This is a genomic window from Nostoc sp. MG11 (assembly GCF_014904695.1).
Classification (GTDB): Bacteria; Cyanobacteriota; Cyanobacteriia; order Cyanobacteriales; family Nostocaceae; genus Komarekiella.
Map to the genome: position 1 here is coordinate 467,868 of NZ_JACXXN010000002.1, position 17,084 is coordinate 484,951.

Annotated in this window: 14 protein-coding genes; 6 read left to right on the top strand and 8 right to left on the bottom strand. The window is 43.9% G+C overall.

Annotated elements, in window-relative coordinates:
- Window positions 1–68: 68 nt before the first annotated feature.
- The gene (locus tag HCR01_RS04680; protein WP_193194964.1) at window positions 69–1,721 is read right to left on the bottom strand and encodes a tetratricopeptide repeat protein; all 1,653 of its coding nucleotides are present in this window, start codon (window positions 1,719–1,721) and stop codon (window positions 69–71) included.
- A gap of 17 nt (window positions 1,722–1,738) precedes the next feature.
- Window positions 1,739–1,963 carry a hypothetical protein gene (locus HCR01_RS04685; RefSeq protein ID WP_193194966.1) on the bottom strand — a complete coding sequence of 75 codons (225 nt, stop codon included), beginning with the start codon at window positions 1,961–1,963 and terminating at the stop codon, window positions 1,739–1,741.
- A 731-nt stretch (window positions 1,964–2,694) separates the two neighbouring features.
- Between HCR01_RS04685 and HCR01_RS04690 the strand changes: the two genes are divergently transcribed.
- Window positions 2,695–3,876 carry an aldo/keto reductase gene (locus HCR01_RS04690; RefSeq protein WP_193194968.1) on the top strand — a complete coding sequence of 394 codons (1,182 nt, stop codon included), beginning with the start codon at window positions 2,695–2,697 and terminating at the stop codon, window positions 3,874–3,876.
- A 251-nt stretch (window positions 3,877–4,127) separates the two neighbouring features.
- Here the strand turns inward: HCR01_RS04690 and HCR01_RS04695 are convergent, their stop codons facing one another.
- Window positions 4,128–5,456, bottom strand: coding sequence for a hemolysin family protein (locus HCR01_RS04695; RefSeq protein ID WP_193194970.1), 1,329 nt, complete (start codon window positions 5,454–5,456; stop codon window positions 4,128–4,130).
- Window positions 5,457–5,694: 238 nt separating this feature from the next.
- Here HCR01_RS04695 and mfd point away from each other — a divergent pair, with 238 nt between their 5' ends.
- From mfd to HCR01_RS04710, 3 genes are all read left to right on the top strand, one after another.
- Complete coding sequence (gene mfd, locus HCR01_RS04700) at window positions 5,695–9,234, top strand: transcription-repair coupling factor (RefSeq protein ID WP_193194972.1); 3,540 nt, start codon at window positions 5,695–5,697, stop codon at window positions 9,232–9,234.
- 575 nt (window positions 9,235–9,809) lie between these two features.
- Window positions 9,810–9,992: a CopG family transcriptional regulator gene (locus HCR01_RS04705; RefSeq protein WP_193194974.1), complete on the top strand. Its 183-nt coding sequence runs from the start codon at window positions 9,810–9,812 to the stop codon at window positions 9,990–9,992.
- 107 nt (window positions 9,993–10,099) lie between these two features.
- On the top strand, window positions 10,100–10,288 hold the full coding sequence (locus tag HCR01_RS04710) for a ribbon-helix-helix protein, CopG family (RefSeq protein ID WP_162396769.1): 189 nt from the start codon (window positions 10,100–10,102) through the stop codon (window positions 10,286–10,288).
- Here HCR01_RS04710 and HCR01_RS04715 read toward each other — a convergent pair.
- The gene (locus HCR01_RS04715; RefSeq protein WP_193194976.1) at window positions 10,279–11,454 is read right to left on the bottom strand and encodes a hypothetical protein; all 1,176 of its coding nucleotides are present in this window, start codon (window positions 11,452–11,454) and stop codon (window positions 10,279–10,281) included. The two genes, HCR01_RS04710 and HCR01_RS04715, sit on opposite strands and share 10 nt — an antisense overlap.
- A gap of 370 nt (window positions 11,455–11,824) precedes the next feature.
- Between HCR01_RS04715 and HCR01_RS04720 the strand changes: the two genes are divergently transcribed.
- A complete protein-coding gene (locus HCR01_RS04720) occupies window positions 11,825–12,445 on the top strand; it encodes a CP12 domain-containing protein (protein WP_193194978.1) in 621 nt (206 codons plus the stop codon).
- 126 nt (window positions 12,446–12,571) lie between these two features.
- Here HCR01_RS04720 and HCR01_RS04725 read toward each other — a convergent pair whose 3' ends face one another.
- The 4 genes from HCR01_RS04725 to HCR01_RS04740 form a co-directional block, all read right to left on the bottom strand.
- Window positions 12,572–13,687: an LptF/LptG family permease gene (locus HCR01_RS04725; protein ID WP_191757285.1), complete on the bottom strand. Its 1,116-nt coding sequence runs from the start codon at window positions 13,685–13,687 to the stop codon at window positions 12,572–12,574.
- A 642-nt stretch (window positions 13,688–14,329) separates the two neighbouring features.
- Entirely contained in the window at window positions 14,330–15,058 is a 729-nt protein-coding gene (gene lptB, locus HCR01_RS04730) for an LPS export ABC transporter ATP-binding protein (protein ID WP_193194980.1), read from the bottom strand.
- A gap of 30 nt (window positions 15,059–15,088) precedes the next feature.
- On the bottom strand, window positions 15,089–15,589 hold the full coding sequence (locus HCR01_RS04735) for an LptA/OstA family protein (RefSeq protein ID WP_193194982.1): 501 nt from the start codon (window positions 15,587–15,589) through the stop codon (window positions 15,089–15,091).
- Window positions 15,590–15,856: 267 nt separating this feature from the next.
- Window positions 15,857–16,642, bottom strand: a complete 786-nt coding sequence (locus HCR01_RS04740) for a TIGR01548 family HAD-type hydrolase (protein WP_193195213.1) — start codon at window positions 16,640–16,642, stop codon at window positions 15,857–15,859.
- Between the two features lie 170 nt (window positions 16,643–16,812).
- On the opposite strand from HCR01_RS04740, the gene HCR01_RS38420 reads away from it, so the two are divergent.
- Window positions 16,813–17,070, top strand: a complete 258-nt coding sequence (locus tag HCR01_RS38420; protein ID WP_226889114.1) for a hypothetical protein — start codon at window positions 16,813–16,815, stop codon at window positions 17,068–17,070.
- The last annotated feature ends 14 nt before the right edge of the window (window positions 17,071–17,084 follow it).

Genomic DNA, 17,084 nt, shown 5'->3' on the forward strand with positions numbered 1-17,084 from the left:
GGAAAGGGGAAAAGTAAAAATCACCCCTTTGCCCTTTAACCTTTTCCCTACTTCCCCAATCCCTAATCTCAGAGATTCTCAACGCGTAGCTGCGTATCCGTATCTTTCCAAGCTGTCGCCAATTCGGCTTGTACAAGTTTAGCGTCCTCATGTTTACCTAATGCCTGCAAACTTTTCTGCAAGCCAAATAGAGAACGTCCATTATGGGGATACTTTTCTAAATCTGCACGAAAGACTTTCTGGGCTTGTGCATAGTCACCCTTAGCCAAAAGTACACCACCCAAGGATTCTCGCGTAGGCAAGTACCAATCTGGTGGTTCCATGTAATCAAGGGCGTCTTCTGCTACTACAGCTTTTTCTAGCAATTTAATAGCAGATTCATAGTCATGCTTAGCTTTGGCAATTTTGGCGTCTAGAACTTGTGTAGCAATGTCTAAAATCCGACTGGCGGGACTAATTCCAATGGTTGCTTCGGGGGGAATTACTTGTTTAGCGGCTAATAATGCTTGGCTTTGGGCTGCTGCTTCCTCAAGTCTACCTGTGGCAACGTTTGCCATGCCGCGAGCAAAATGCCAAAGTGCTGAAGTGGTTGGCAGTTTAGCACCAGGTTCAGGAGTTTTGAAGATGGCATCCCAGTCCCCGAAGCGTACCTGAATTAGCATTTTGCTGCCTAGTAATCCCTCAAGCATGGGCATATATGGGTCAATGGCAATGATATTTGCGACCAATTGATCTGCGGCTTTGAGAGCATCTTTGTATCTTCCTGCCATGCTGCTAGCCACCATGAGGAAATGTACGTTGTGGTTATAGTACATCATGGGATAAGTGCCCTGGACGTGATACTTGTTGATGTAGGCATCGTCTTGAGCGATCGCCTGCTCGTTTGCTCGCATTGCCCCTTGATAGTCTCCCACACGAAAATAGATATGGGCAGGCATGTGTACCAAGTGTCCCGCAGATGGAGCTAGGGTTTCTAGTCGCTTGGCACTGTTGAGGGCACGTTCTGGAGAAGGTGAGGCTTCCACTGCATGGATGTAGTAGTGATTGGCTCCCAGATGATTCGGGTTACGTTTGAGTACCGATTCTAGAACAGTAACAATCTCTTCTGTATCTGCCTGTGGTTTGCCGTCTTTAGTCCAGTGTTGCCAAGGGTGCAGATCCATCAAGCTTTCAGCATAAAGCGTTGCCGCATCTAAATCGTCGGGATAGTTTTTTACTAAAATTGCCATTGCCTTGGCGTAGTCCACCGCTAGTTGATGCAAATCTGCATCGACATTTTGGGAATATCGTTTTGCCAAAGCAGTTATATAGTCTTGTTCTTGGGCTGATGCTTGGCTCGATAATGCCAAAGCTTGCTGTATTGCTTGGTAAGCAGCTCGTTCCCGGTTGAGATCTACATCTAAGTTAATGTTCGGCCCTAAAGCTAAGGCCATACCCCAGTATGCCATTGCCAAATGTGGATCAAGTTTGGCAGCGTGTTCAAAAGAACGCACCGCCTCATCATGGTTAAAGGCGTAAATTAAACTTAATCCCTGGTCAAAAAACTGTTGCGCTTGGGGATTAGAAGTAGAAACCTGATGGTGAACTGTACCGAGACCAGATATTAAAGAATAAGGCTGTTTTGCTTGAGTGTAAACACTGATCGCTTTGTCATCTGCGATCGCCACACTAGGAGAAATCAAGAATATTATAAGCACCCAAACTATAAATAAGTACTTCATTGTCCATATTCCTTTTTTCAAGCTCGTTTTTTAATATCCAAATGCCACACTTTCTCTAAGGTGGCAATTTGTTGGCGTAAAACAACAGAACGGTGTTTCTTATAAAGTTTAAAACCCGCAAATAAAATCAATGGAATGATAATTGAAGATCCGATAAATACGTTGGCAGATAACTCTGCCTGACTTTTGGAGTGTAAATTAGAGGAGTTAGTTGCTAGCTGATTAGTTGAGAGTGATTGCATTCAGTCCTCCAGAGGTTCGATAGTTGTTCTAGTAAAAGACTTCATTAGGAACCTTGTCGTTTTCTGATGCCAGCGATATATTTTGTTTGTCACACACAAATTTTTTGCGTACTACGGCAGACATTTACTGGGTGATGCAAGCGTACTACTGAGTTAAAATAAACAAAGTGCGTAAACACATGTTTTTGCAAATAAGCAAGCTACGCAAAGCATCAAGCACAAGAGAAAAGAAGCAGTTTTTTGCCATACATCACCCCAAAACTCCTACTTTTTAGCTTAGAACTCGGAACTTCGTGTTCGGAACTCGGAACTTCGTGCTCGGAACTCGGAACTTCGTGCTCAGAACTCGGAACTTCGTGTTCGGAACTCGGAACTTCGTGCTCGGAACTCGGAACTTCGTGCTCGGAACTCGGAACTTCGTGCTCGGAACTCGGAACTTCGTGCTCGGAACTCGGAACTTCGTGCTCAACACTAAAACATTACAGGACTTACGCACTCAGATCCCCCAACCCCCTTAAAAAGGGGGCTTTAGAAGTTCCCCCCTTAAAAAGGGGGGCTAGGGGGGATCTAGGTTTCAGGCTTCAGTGCGTAAGTCCTACATTAGTTTCGTAGGGTATGTTATTGCGCCAGCATAACGCACCGCCAAAGATTTGCAGTGCATAGGCATCGCTAGTGCAATTTTAGATTTAAAACCTTAGATTTTAATTTGGGAAGGAATTAAAAATTCACTAATGCTATACAGACGCTTTGGACGTACAGAGTTACAGATGCCAGTGTTTTCCTGCGGTGGCATGAGATACCAGTTCAAATGGCAGGATGTTCCCGATTCGGAAATTCCTACCGACAACCAGGCAAATCTCGAAGCGACTATTAGACAAGCAATGGAGGTGGGCATTAATCATATTGAGACTGCTCGTGGTTATGGCACTTCGGAAATGCAGTTAGGGAGAATATTGCCTAAGTTTTCCCGCGAAAAGTTGATTGTTCAAACCAAAGTTAGCCCAAAGGCAGATGCGAAAGAATTCCGCGAGACATTTGAACAATCGTTGCAAAACCTCCAGCTAGATTATGTTGACTTATTGGGATTACATGGCATCAACCATCCTGAGTCTTTGGACTACAGTATCCGCCCCGGTGGCTGTTTGGAAGTGGCGCAACAGTTGCAAGCTGAGGGAAAAGTCAGATTTATCGGCTTTTCTACACATGGAGCAACAGATCTGATTGTGCAGGCGATTAGTACTAATCAATTTGATTACGTTAACCTGCACTGGTACTACATTAATCAATGGAATTGGGCGGCAATTGAAGCTGCTAAACGCCATGATATGGGAGTGTTTATTATTAGCCCATCTGATAAAGGGGGAATGCTTTATCAACCACCGCAAAAGTTAGTAAATCTTTGCGCTCCCTTAAGTCCGATGGTATTTAATGATTTGTTTTGTTTGAGTCATCAAGATGTGCATACCTTGAGCTTGGGAGCGGCCAAACCACAAGATTTTGATGAACACCTGAAAACTTTAGAGTTGCTGGACAGCGCATCAGAAATTTTGCCACCAATTTTGGCACGGTTGGAAGCAGAAGCGATCGCTTCTTTGGGAGAAGATTGGGTGAAAACCTGGCAGACTAATTTACCCACCTTTGAAGCAACTCCAGGTGAGTTAAATATTCGCGTGATTTTGTGGCTGTGGAATCTGGCGATCGCCTACGATCTGGTAGAGTATGCCAAAATGCGCTACAACCTGCTAGGTAGCGGTAGTCATTGGTTCCCTGGCAACAAAGCAGATAGGCTAAGTGAACTCGACTTACGGCAATGTTTATCTGACAGTCCCCACGCTGATAAAATCCCCCAGGTTCTAGAACAAGCGCATCAAATGCTAGCGGGTGAACCTGTTAAACGTCTATCTCGGACTTAATTGGGCATAGGGATAGGGATTAGGGAAAAGGTTAAAGGGTAAAGGACAAAGTCTGAGCGGTTCGCGGAGCGTCTGTCTGCGACACGCTGCGCGAACGTAGAGAGGCTTCCTCCGAACAGACGGCAGTTCCTTTAAGCGGGGGAACCCCGCCAACGGACTGCCTCAACTTTGTAAGAGAGGCTAAAAGGATGATTTTCACCTTTCCCCTTTTCCCCTTTCCCTTTCCCCCATGTTCCATGCCCCATACCCAGCTACTCAGCCTTTGTAACATCCACTGATTTATTTGCCGTTGGTACAACTAGCACCTTGTCAACACGGTTGCCATCCATATCCATCACTTCAACACGCATACCTTGCCATTCAAAATGATCTGCTGCGGTAGGAATCCGGCCTAAATGAGTGATGACAAAACCACCTAACGTTTGATAACTGCCTCGCTCCTCAGATTCCCACTCTTCCATACCAAATAGTTCCAAAAACTCTTCTACAGGCAACATCCCATCCAATAGCCAGGAACCATCTTCCCTTTGTACAGCTTGTGGTTGGTCTTGTCCATCTGTGGAAGGAACATCTCCAACGATTTCGCTCATGATGTCGTTGAGAGTGACTAATCCTTGAATCACGCCGTATTCATCCACTACCACCGCCATGTGAGTGATGGTTTGCTTGAACAATTCCAAAACTTTTAAGCCACGGGTGCTTTCTGGTACAAAGACGGGCTGTCTTAGTCCCATAGTCAAGTCCAGGGGTTCACCTCGAAAACTCCGGGCTAATAAGTCTGTAACGGGGATAATACCCAGCACATTGTCAAGGCCCCCTTGACAAACTGGATACCGGGAATAGGCACTATCAACCATCTTGTGACGGTTTTCTTCGGGAGAGTCGTCTAAGTCTAGCCAGACTATATCGGGACGGGGTGTCATCAAGTAGCTGACAGGGCGATCGCCTAAACGAAAGACTCGCTCAACCATATCCTGTTCGGCTTCCTCAAAGGTTCCCGCCTCAGTACCTTGCTCTATTAAAATTTTGATTTCTTCCTCAGTGACTTGCGGCTCAGTAGAAGGGGTAATACCTAACACTCGTAGTACCATATCTGTGGAAGCACTTAAAAGATACACCATTGGGGAAGCGATCGCCGCCAAGGCTCGCATCGGAATAGCTACAATAGCTGCAATTCGTTCTGGGTTGTTTAATGCCAGACGCTTTGGCACCAGTTCGCCGACAATCAGCGACAAATAAGTAATGATCAAAACTACGATCCCAAAGGATATCGGTTCACTATAAGGCGCTAAAAAAGGAACAAGCTGCACATAAACTTCTAGCCGATTGGCGATTGTTGCTCCTCCAAAAGCACCAGTCAGTATCCCGATCAAGGTAATTCCGACCTGAACAGTAGATAAAAATTGATTTGGAGACTCAGCTAGTTTCAATGCTGCTCGTGCCTTGGCATCTCCTTGATTGGCAAGCTGCTGTAGTCTCACCTTGCGTGCCGAGACGACGGCCATCTCAGACATAGAAAATACACCATTGGCAATAATGAGTACTAAAACGATTAAAATTTCCAAAGTGGTGGAGGACATGTTTAAAATTGCCGCTTATCAATGCGAACTTAGCTCAATCCCTAGTATCTAGTATTAAAGGTGCTTCTATAAACGCTTTAAGTGTACATAAAGTAGTAGTTATATTTCTACAGTCTATTCAGTAGTTATGCATTATTCTTCCACAGAAAGAATGAGACAGCTGTTAACACTTTTAAAATAGTGGACATAAACTGCCTTAATCTTTTCTGACCTGCTACGACTCCCACACAAGCAACTTATGGCATTTTCTTCTATTGTGCGTGCTTTGGCGCGATCGCCACTCACCACTGAATTTATCTCTAAGCTTAATCGACAACAAGAACTACGGTTAAATGGCATTCCCCGCCTGCCTAAAGGCTTGGTGGCTTCGGCGTTGGCACAAACTGAAGGCAAAAATTTGTTTGTAGTCTGCGCCACTCTAGAGGAAGCTGGACGCGTTTACGCACAATTGGAGGCAATGGGATGGAAAAGTGTATATTTTTACCCTACCTCCGAAGCTTCCCCCTACGAACCTTTTGACCCCGAAACCGAGATGAGTTGGGGACAAATGCAGGTATTGGCAGATTTGGTTAAGGGTCAAGGGTCAAGGGTCAAGGGTCAAGAGTCAAAAGTTAAAAGTCAAGAGTTATTGACTAATAACGAGGGACAGATAGCGATTGTCGCTACTCAAGTGGCTTTGCAACAGCACTTACCACCACCAGAGGCTTTTACATCTTTTTGCCTGACTCTAAAGCGGGGGATGGAATTTGACCTAAATAGCTTTAGTGAGAAAATTACGACTTTGGGGTACGAGCGAGTGCCTTTGGTGGAAACTGAAGGGCAATGGAGTCGGCGCGGCGATATTGTTGATGTGTTCCCGGTTTCGTCTGAGTTACCAGTGCGGCTGGAATGGTTTGGTGACGAAATTGAGCAAATCCGGGAATTTGACCCAGCAACTCAACGTTCGGCACTTGATAAAATTGACCAGCTAGTTCTGACTCCTACTAGCTTCGCTCCCATCGTCATGGCGGCATTGAAAACGAGTGCTGAGTTCCAAGTCCTGAGTGCTGAGTTAAATTCTGATTCAGAACTCATAACTCAGGACTCAGCACTAGAAGGTAGTCGTCGCTTTTTGGGGTTAGCTTTCAATCAACCAGCCTCACTTCTAGACTACTTACCAGAAAACACACTGATTGCCATTGATGAGCCAGAACAGTGCCATGCTCACAGCGATCGCTGGGTGGAGAATGCCGAAGAACAATGGCGATTGGTAACTGGAGAATCCAACCAGTTACCGAAGATTCACTGTTCGTTTGATGACTGTTTGGCTGAGGTTGCAAAATTTAAAACATTATATTTATCAGAACTGTCAGAGGAAAATAGTGGAATTAATCTGGCTAGTAGATCTGTTCCAGTCACGCCACATCAGTTTGCTAAACTAGCTGAAACTATCCGCCAAGAGCGCGATCGCAATTTCTCTAGCTGGCTGATTTCTGCCCAGCCTTCGCGTTCTGTGTCACTATTGCAAGAGCATGACTGTCCCGCGCAGTTTATTCCTAATCCCCGCGACTACCAAGCGATTGAAAAGCTCCAAATCAACCATACGCCAGTAGCTCTCAAGTATTCTGGTCTGGCGGAGCTAGAAGGCTTTATCATGCCCACGTATCGGCTGATAGTCGTCACAGATCGAGAATTTTATGGACAGCACTCCTTAGCGACTCCCGGCTATCTCCGCAAACGCCGCAAAGCTATTTCTAAGCAAGTTGATGCGAATAAGCTGCGTCCAGGCGATTATGTGGTTCACCGCAACCACGGGGTTGGTAAATTTGTCAAATTAGAAAGTTTGACGATTAATGACGAAACTCGTGATTATTTGGTGGTGCAGTATGCTGACGGGTTACTCAGAGTCGCCGCCGATCAAGTAGGTGCGCTATCTCGGTTCCGCAGCACAGGCGATAAAGCACCGGAACTCAACAAGATGACCGGGAAAGCTTGGGAAAATACTAAGAATAAAGTTCGCAAAGCCATTAAGAAGTTGGCAGTAGACTTGCTAAAACTTTATGCGGCGCGATCGCAACAACAAGGTTTTAGCTACCCAGGCGATATGCCTTGGCAAGAAGAGATGGAAGATTCCTTCCCCTACCAACCGACAACAGATCAGCTCAAAGCTGTACAAGATGTTAAACGCGACATGGAAAGCGATCGCCCAATGGATCGCTTAGTTTGTGGGGATGTCGGTTTCGGAAAAACAGAAGTGGCAATTCGCGCGATTTTCAAAGCCGTCACTTCTGGCAAACAAGTCGCCTTACTTGCACCGACTACTATCCTCACTCAGCAACACTACCACACTCTCAAAGAACGCTTTTCTCCTTACCCTGTGAATGTCGGTTTACTCAACCGTTTCCGTACCGCTGAAGAACGTCGCGATATTCAAAAGCGATTAGCAACAGGTGAATTAGATATAGTTGTCGGGACGCACCAACTTTTGGGTAAAGGCGTAGCATTCCGGGATTTAGGACTATTGGTGGTGGATGAAGAACAGCGGTTTGGAGTGAACCAAAAAGAGAAAATTAAAAGTTTGAAAACTCAGGTTGACGTTCTGACTCTCTCCGCCACACCGATTCCCCGTACTCTGTACATGTCTTTGTCGGGTATTCGGGAAATGAGTTTGATTACCACACCACCCCCCACCAGACGCCCAATTAAAACCCATTTAGCACCGCTGAACCCAGAAAGTGTCCGTAGTGCGATTCGCCAAGAACTAGATAGAGGCGGACAGGTGTTTTATGTGGTTCCCCGCGTTGAAGGAATTGAAGAGACAACAGCAAGTTTGCGGGAGATGATACCGGGAGGAAGGTTTGCGATCGCTCACGGTCAAATGGATGAAAGTCAATTAGAATCAACCATGATTACTTTTAGCAATGGTGATGCTGATATTCTCGTTTGTACGACAATTATTGAATCTGGCTTAGACATCCCGCGAGTTAATACCATCTTAATTGAAGATGCTCACCGCTTCGGGTTGGCGCAGTTGTATCAGTTACGCGGACGTGTGGGACGTGCTGGAATTCAGGCTCACGCTTGGCTATTCTATCCGAAGCAGCGAACATTATCCGATGCCGCACGGCAAAGATTACGAGCGATTCAGGAATTCACCCAGCTAGGTTCTGGATATCAGCTAGCAATGCGCGACATGGAAATTCGGGGTGTGGGTAACTTGTTAGGTGCAGAACAATCTGGTCAAATGGATGCGATCGGTTTTGATTTGTATATGGAAATGCTAGAAGAAGCAATTCGAGAAATCCGCGGCCAAGAAATTCCCCAAGTGGACGATACCCAGATTGACCTCAACCTCACAGCATTTATCCCAGCAGATTACATTACCGATTTGGATCAAAAGATGAGTGCATACCGTGCGGTAGCAACAGCTAAATCTAAAGAAGAATTAACACAAATTGCTGGTGAGTGGAGCGATCGCTATGGTGCTATACCTGTATCTGCTAGTCAACTTTTGCGCGTGATGGAACTCAAACAACTAGCGAAAAAATTAGGATTTAGCCGTATTAAACCAGAAAATAAGCAGCATGTCATTTTAGAAACGCCAATGGAAGAACCAGCTTGGAATTTATTGGCAGCAAATTTACCAGAAAATCTCAAATCTCGTTTTGTCTACTCACCTGGAAAAGTCACAGTCCGCGGCTTAGCAGTTCTCAAAGCAGATAAACAATTGCAAAGTCTCATTGACACTTTGGGCAAAATGCAGGATGCAATTCCAGAGGCGGCAGTTGTCACGACCTGATATTACAGATAGTCAAGCATACGCTTGCAAGTTATATCATGAGGCTGAAAACCGTCAGCAAACCTAGATAAAGCTAATTTATTTGCTAGATACCGACATTTTGATTGACATTCAGCGAGGTCATGCTTCTGCAATAACTAGGTTTGCCAGGCAATAAACATAAAAATTGCTGCAATATAACTTTTTAATATTGTACAATCCTCTATATGAAGTTCCTACGTTCAGTTTATCACCAGATCATCTCCAGCTTTTGCAATACAACCAATGGTAGAGCTAACTTTTGATTACCGCGTATCCTCAATCACATCAAATCTTAACTTTAAGTACTTCTAAAGAGTACTTATATAAAAATAGGTGAACGGATAAATTGTCAAAAGAGTAATATTAGCAACTGTTGAGATTGCAAAGGACTCTCTTTAAAGAGATGCTGATAGTTCATCAAGGTCAGATTTCGGCTAACGACACTTTGTTTTCAGAGCTTTTACGCGACTAACACTTGTTTTTGGAAAAAAACTTATCAATTTGCGGATGAGGCTAATACACACATTCTCCAAGCGTGATTGTAAGAGTGAACCATGAATAATAAAAAATGGGCGATTAAACGACTCACAGTAAATCTCACTTCAGGGGAGGTAGAGAAACTTGAACAATACTGCAAAATAACAGGCAGAGCCGCAACCGATGTAATTCGGGAATTGATCCGGTCTATTCCATCTGACAACTCAGAAGTATCCGAACGTCATAAATTGGTTAAGTGATCGTTAGGTTGGACAAATCACATCTGCAAGTCGCTGTTGTGCTTCTTCATAACCATCTTAGATGTGCCATATGATCTAAATGTACACAAAATATCAGTACATTAATCATGACAAAGGCGGATAAAAGACTAGATTTTAGATTGCCAGAGCAGGAGTTAAAGATATTGGAAGCTTACTGCTCTGCAACGCACAGAAGCAAAACTGATGTACTCAGAGAATTAATACGAGGATTAAAACGAAAAATACCAAAAAGTCAAGCTTTATCCAGCAATTCTAGTAATCAGGATTACTTCTGACCTCCTGCACCTATATACTGCCTTAAAATCTGGTCACGGTTTGAGAAATCAGACCGTGGCTGTTGTATGGGCTGCTGTACGGAATTGCCATATATAGACTGCGACGGTTGCGTTGGCTGCTGTACGGAATTGCCATATATAGATTGTGGTAGTTGTATGGGCTGCTGTATGGAATTGCCACCCACTGGGTTTATGGGTGTAACCACGCTTTGGCTGGGAATCTGACCAGAACCAGAATAGGGTGCAACATTAGTTGGTGGAGCAGAGATTGGTGTTGCAGGTGCGACATTAGGTAATACCTGACTGCCATTTAAATTACCATAGGGATTTTGCGGTAAGTTTGTATTCGTTGACGTGTAGCCCGTTCCAGAATTTAACCCAGTGCTTGGTAGAGAATTCTGACTAGGTAAACTGTTAGTGGGTAGCATCAGCGTTGTGCTTTCATTAGAGATTCGCCCCAAGGCATTTGTCTGAGTTGAAACAGTACCATTGAAGTTAGATAACTTCTGTGTAGATTGTGTAGATTGGTTGAGCGCTGCTTGCAAAGGGCTGATGAAAACAGGATTTGGATCAATGTTAGTTTGATTAGTTAATCCAATTCCCAGAGTAGAGGAGGATTGTACTGCTCCTGTTTGCTCAGATGCCGCAGTTAATGATTTAACGCCTAGAAACTGATTGTTACTATCAGATGTCTTGCCACGCAATAAATTTTCTGTTTGTACCACAAAGGGATTTGTCATATTTTGTAGCGGTGGGCTACTAACTGTCCCCAAACTGGGATTTGATTTTACATCACCAGCAGATTGTTTCTTAATTGCATCTTCTAATAAGCTTTTGCTATTTTTTGCGTCAGTGTTTTCTTTTGATGTATTTGCCCTGACTGAAAGAGTTGCCTGCTCAAAGTCATTAAACAGAACTGGCAAGTTATCAATGTCTGCTGCAATGGCTCTGTCTTCTGCTGACAGAGAAGAGTCAGCAGGGTTTTGTGAAGTCACTTGGTTAGTTTGCTTGCGAGTTAAAGCCTCTGGATTTGACCAGTATTCCCAGGTTACTAGCCCTATCACAGATAAAAAAATTGCTGTTCCCCAAAAACCAGGTCGCCCTAGATTCCATAACCTGGCTTTGAGATACCGTAAATAAGCGGGAGGATAATGACGACGTGGCATAGCTTAAGTGATTGAAATTTACTCGAAATCGGCAAAAAACTTCGCAACTGAAGTTAGATGGTGATTTCATCCTAACTTTTGAAGAAGTTATTAGTCATTACCAAAAGACATGTAGTAGTCAAAAATTTACTATTCACCTTTAAGGGTTGTTTGGTAAGGCTTTTATAAAAAGTTATGGCAATTCATGCTTAGTTTTTGAGCATCGGTCACTTTGGATATCATCCAGATTTGAAAGCTGCTCTAATTTATTGTTGTGGCTGGGAAACTGTTCAACTTTTGCGCTCTCTAAATTTTCAAACTGTGCGTTGCAATGCTTCGATGCGCTTGGCGCGACGCATCGCACTGTAATATTTACCAGGAGACTACAGCAATGATGAAAGCTGAAGATATCATGACCAAGGATGTAGTTACTATTCGCGGTTCGGCAACTGTCGCTGAAGCGGTGGGGCTGATGAAAGAAAAAGGATTACGTGCTTTGGTTGTGGATCGTCGTTATGATAACGATGCCTATGGCATTGTTACAGAAACGGATATTGTTTATAAGGTAACAGCCTATGGGAAAGACCCTAAGCAAGTGCGGGTTTACGAAATCATGAGCAAGCCCTGTATTGTTGTAAATCCTGAGTTGGGTGTGGAATATGTAGCACGGTTGTTTGCCAATACAGGCATCCGTAGAGCACCTGTGATTAAAGGCAAGTTGTTAGGCATCATCTCGATTACTGATATTTTAATCAAGAGCGACTTTGTGGAAACGCCAAAAGCGCTACTACTGGATGAGAGAATTGAAAAAGCAATTGAGCAGGCTCGTGCTACTTGTACTGCACAAGGTGCTTACTCTAAAGCTTGTGCTGCAGCTTGGGATGAAGTAGAAGAACTCCAAGCAGAAGCCGCTCATCAAAAAGCTGAGGGCATGGTATCAGCCAAAGTGTCTTTTGAGGAATACTGTAGGGAAAATCCAGATGCGCCGGAATGTCGAAATTATCATCCTTGATAGTAACTGAAGTGTAGAGAGGATGAGGGGGATGAGGGGGATGAGGGGGATAAGTTGGAATTTTCTCCCTCATTTTCCCCTAATCTCCTATCTTGTGACACTGTTTTTTAGAAATCGGCGCGTAATTTATCGTTTAGCAACCCGCATCAATAAAAATACACCTACTCCCAAAAACATAAAATTAGGCAACCAAGCTCCCATAAAGGGAGAAAGGATACCTGCTTGTCCCATTGCACCACTAATAAAGAAAATTAAGTAGTACGAAAAAATAACTATGACACTGATACCGAAGCTTGTTCCTTTTCCGGTGCGTTGAGGTACTGTTCCCATAGCTGCGCCTACTAAGCCAAACACCACACACACAAAGGGTAAGGCAATTTTTTGTTGAATACGTACTTGGAGTTTACGAATTTTTTGCCGATCGCCACTGAGAAGTTCAACTTCTAGTTGATCTAGTGCTTCGCCAATATTCATCTCACCATAGTCTCGGCTCTTTTCTGCCAGACTTAAGGGCGTGCGGGGTAGTTGTAGTTGTTGGTGTTCAAATCTAACAATATTGCGATAAGAGCGATCGGGCGCTACAAAATAGATGGTGCCGTTGTAAAAATCCCAGACATTTTGAGAGCCATTCCACTGTGCGGATTCTGATACCACAATTTGATTCAGACCTTTTGTGGAGCGATCTATAATTGTTAAACCTTTCATACGCTTACCATCAAACTGGTCAGCATAAAACAAGCGTGTCAGTATCTTGTTTTTACTACCATCTGGCTGGGGGTCATCACGGTATTCGGGATAGAAAATATTTTGTTGCTTAAAAGTTGGCTTATCTGATTTGAGAGCTGCGTCCAGGGTCAGACCTGCTTGATAATTTGCGGCTGGTGCTATGTGTTCATTAAACACAAATGTCATTCCTGTAACTACCAAGCTCATCATCACAGCGGTTAGCACCATGCGATAGACACTTACCCCACAGCCCCGCAGGGCAATTAATTCACTCTCGCTAGAGAGACGACTGTAGGTCATCAGAGTAGCTAGTAAGGTAGACATGGGGAAGGCTAAAACTATGAAGTTTGGTAGCTTTAATAAAAAAACCTGAATGGCAATGTCTACAGGTAGTCCGGCTTCTACTATTTTCCGTACTAAGTCAAATACAGCATCGATTGTGACACCAATTGATGAAAAAGCTCCGACACCAAACAAAAACGTCGGTAGCAATTCGCTGATCAAGTAGCGATCCATGATCGTAAAAGGTAGCAGCGAATTGAGGTTGTAGAAAGATGTGAGCTTCTTTGAGATCATAAGCAGCTTGAAAATTTAAATCCCGGCAACCCTGGCAAAGGAATGCATTTCTACTGTAATTTAGTATTTCAATTCAGTTCTCATATAGCAGTTCTCACCTGAGTGAGGTACACAGAAAAGTAATTAACCACAGATGTAGACGCGCAACGGCTTCCCGCAGGGTACACAGATAAATACAGCGAAAAGTTCTGTAGGCAAAGAGAAGTCTGAGCGCCGACGTCCGGCGATAGTCTGTTTCAATGCCGAGAGGCGCAAGGCTTTGCGCCTCTCCCTTGTATCTTTTAAATACAAGGGAACCGTTCTAAAAGAACGGTTGGGCAGTCAGACCAGCATAGCGATCATAACTTCTTCAAAGGGGAGCCACTGCGGTCTTCTCCCATCGCGTAGCGTCTCGTAGAGAAGGGGAGACGCCAAAGGCGATGGGGTTTTCTAACATAGGAAACTTTTCAAGACAGATAAATTTGTACCTCACGATGATTAGGAAATGCTATGAGCTGAGAAATTGGAGCAAAATTATAGATTAATAGTTAAGCAAAAAAGTAGAAAATATCCTTTTATATCTGTAAATTAATAATTATTAATTTAGACTTGAAAGTTATCTCCTAAATAGTATTGTCGCACAAGCGGATTAGTGTAAAGTTCGTCAGCAGTGCCAAAAGCGAGAATTTGCCCCTCACGCATTATGTAGGCGCGATCTGTGATGGCGAGGGTTTCGCGGACATTGTGATCGGTAATTAAGACACCCATGCCGCGATCGCGCAGTTGCGCTACAATTTGCTGAATTTCTGAAACTGCTATGGGGTCAACTCCCGCAAATGGTTCATCCAATAGTAAAAACTTCGGGCCCTCTCTCCCCGCAGCAAGCGCCCTGGCTAATTCCGTCCGCCGACGTTCACCACCAGAAAGTTGAATTCCTTTACTATTAGCTAATTTTTCCAACCTAAACTCTCGCAGTAAGTTTTCTACTCGCTTTGACCATTCCCATCGTGGCACATTAGTTTGCTCTAATACTAGGAGAATATTATCCCGCACCGATAGTTGGCGAAAAACACTTGCTTCTTGTGCTAGATAACCAATGCCTAAGCGTGCCCTTCTATGCATTGGCAAGCCAGTAATATCTAGATTATCAAGCCAAACTTTTCCCTGATTGGGTTTTTCTAAACCTGTAGCGATATAAAAAGAAGTCGTTTTACCAGCTCCATTGGGGCCTAGCAAACCGACGACTTCACCTTGAGCAACAGAAAGGTTAACGCGATTGATAATTACTCGTTTACCGTAGGATTTGTGAATATTTTCTAAAACAATTTTCACAATAGATGCGCCCTTTTTTGGTGATCGATGCTAGTTAGAACGCTTTAAAGCTGGTGTTGTTGGAGCCGGTGTACCAGCTTGACCACTTTCATCTGTTTCCTGCACCATATATATAGACTCTACTTGACGGTTAGATTGGGGTAAGGCGACAAATCGCCCTTCGTCAATTAGATAGCTAACTTTCTCTGCTCGCATACTATTGCCGCCTTGTTGCAAAATATATACGTTGCCACTGAAATCAATTCGGCGTTCTTTACTAAAGTACTGTGCTTGAGCAGATGTTGCTTGAAGCTGACGAGATGGATACAACATTTGCACATTACCGCGAGCGGTGATTACTTGAGTTTTGGCATCATATTCTTGTATATCAGAGCGGATGGTGAGGGGACGGTTACTTGCAGGTGTTTGAGCTGTAGCGGTTTGCACATTGTGGGTGGGGATGGCGATCGCGCCTAGGAGTGCAGCTGGTAGCATGAAAGCTAATCCAAAGCGACGCATCTGTGATTTAGACAATTGATAGCAGGGGATCATAGTAATTTGGGATTTCGGATTTCGACTTGTATTCCAATTATGTCTAGTTGTTTATCCAGATATAAAATATCCAATCTGGAGTAATTTAGGATAACTGATGGCTGAAATATTGACGGTGTGTTCAACCTCAAGGTTTCAAAAAATTAGGATGAATTGCACTACAGTTCAATATACCGGTTCTCGGCTCAGCTTAACTTTTTTCGCCACACCCCACACCTTACAAGCGCTCAAAACAACTTGAGCAAGATTCTACAGTGAGCCTACAGATTAGCTTACTAGTTCCTGAATCTGCTTTGGGGTCAATTCCTGCACATTACTCAAAACTACTGCGGCTCCTGCTGCTATTAGTGTCTGAGCATAAGCATCACTTCGTGCTGCTGTTTCCTGCACATGTGGTGGTAATACCCCTACACCAATCCAAGTCCGAGAATCTAATTCCCGTGCTTTCTTTACGGTGTACATATCAGCTACCGTATCCCCTACATATATGATCGCTGATGTCGTCTCCAGTGCATTCTCCAACTGACGAACGGTGGCTAAAAGTCCAGTGGGGTCTGGTTTACCTGGTGCATCCTCCATCGCAATTAACACTGGAGATTGCAAACCAAGGCGTTTTTCCAAAACATAGTTAGCAGAAGCACGAGTTGCACCGCTGAAAAATCCCCAAGCAATCCCGGCTTGTGTTAGTTGCTCTAAGTAGCTAAGTTGTAATAATAAGGGTTCATTACAGATATATCCTGTCCAATTATCGGGGTTTTCGCCTCGGTAACGGGATTGAAAAAAGGTAACAATTTTGTTGTAGTCGAGTTGCAGTTGTTCGCGAGTTTGTGCTTGATTTTCAAAATAACGGTAAATTAATTCCTGAGACGCTTCCCAATCGTTATTCCAAATACCTTCAGACTTCAACTTGTCAATATCTAATGGTGTCGGGCGATACGCTTGGTTAGTAAAGTATTCTACGGTATCTGCGATCGCCCGGCGATAGGAGCCACTGACATCACGGACAACACCATCAATATCAAAAATTGCGATCGCTCTTGTTTGTTCAATCATATAATGAGCATAGAAATTCTTGGCTTGCTTGAGTTGATAGTCAGCAGATAAAGCCATACTATCATCAACTTTTCCTTGCCAAAGCAGACTTTTGGATTGAAACTTAGCAGTTAAATAACCATAGCATCACATTATACAAACACTGACTAAAGAGTGTCAGGGATTTTTGTATGAAACATCTTCGTCAGTTTGAATTGTTTATTGCATTACCTCACCTGATTAAGTGGTTACCAATTTCTTTTGTGGTTGGCATTTTTGCCGGCACTGCTTCCGCAGCGCTTCTATTATCATTGGAATGGGCAACTGAGTGGCGTGAATCTCATCGCTGGATCATCGCCTTATTGCCACTTGGTGGTTTCGTGAGCGGTTGGATTTACCATCGGTTTGGTCAGGCAGTAGAAGCCGGAAATAACCTGTTGCTCGAATAAATTCATAATCCCAA

Excerpts from the sequence above, each read along its gene's own strand:
- HCR01_RS04690 (WP_193194968.1), top strand. The coding sequence starts at position 2,695 with ATGCTATACAGACGCTTTGGACGTACAGAGTTACAGATGCCAGTGTTT.
- HCR01_RS04695 (WP_193194970.1), bottom strand. The coding sequence starts at position 5,456 with ATGTCCTCCACCACTTTGGAAATTTTAATCGTTTTAGTACTCATTATT.
- HCR01_RS04685 (WP_193194966.1), bottom strand. The coding sequence starts at position 1,963 with ATGCAATCACTCTCAACTAATCAGCTAGCAACTAACTCCTCTAATTTA.
- mfd (WP_193194972.1), top strand. The coding sequence starts at position 5,695 with ATGGCATTTTCTTCTATTGTGCGTGCTTTGGCGCGATCGCCACTCACC.
- HCR01_RS04715 (WP_193194976.1), bottom strand. The coding sequence starts at position 11,454 with ATGCCACGTCGTCATTATCCTCCCGCTTATTTACGGTATCTCAAAGCC.
- HCR01_RS04710 (WP_162396769.1), top strand. The coding sequence starts at position 10,100 with ATGACAAAGGCGGATAAAAGACTAGATTTTAGATTGCCAGAGCAGGAG.
- HCR01_RS38420 (WP_226889114.1), top strand. The coding sequence starts at position 16,813 with ATGAAACATCTTCGTCAGTTTGAATTGTTTATTGCATTACCTCACCTG.
- HCR01_RS04720 (WP_193194978.1), top strand. The coding sequence starts at position 11,825 with ATGATGAAAGCTGAAGATATCATGACCAAGGATGTAGTTACTATTCGC.
- HCR01_RS04680 (WP_193194964.1), bottom strand. The coding sequence starts at position 1,721 with ATGAAGTACTTATTTATAGTTTGGGTGCTTATAATATTCTTGATTTCT.
- HCR01_RS04725 (WP_191757285.1), bottom strand. The coding sequence starts at position 13,687 with ATGGATCGCTACTTGATCAGCGAATTGCTACCGACGTTTTTGTTTGGT.
- HCR01_RS04735 (WP_193194982.1), bottom strand. The coding sequence starts at position 15,589 with ATGATCCCCTGCTATCAATTGTCTAAATCACAGATGCGTCGCTTTGGA.
- HCR01_RS04740 (WP_193195213.1), bottom strand. The coding sequence starts at position 16,642 with ATGATTGAACAAACAAGAGCGATCGCAATTTTTGATATTGATGGTGTT.
- HCR01_RS04705 (WP_193194974.1), top strand. The coding sequence starts at position 9,810 with ATGAATAATAAAAAATGGGCGATTAAACGACTCACAGTAAATCTCACT.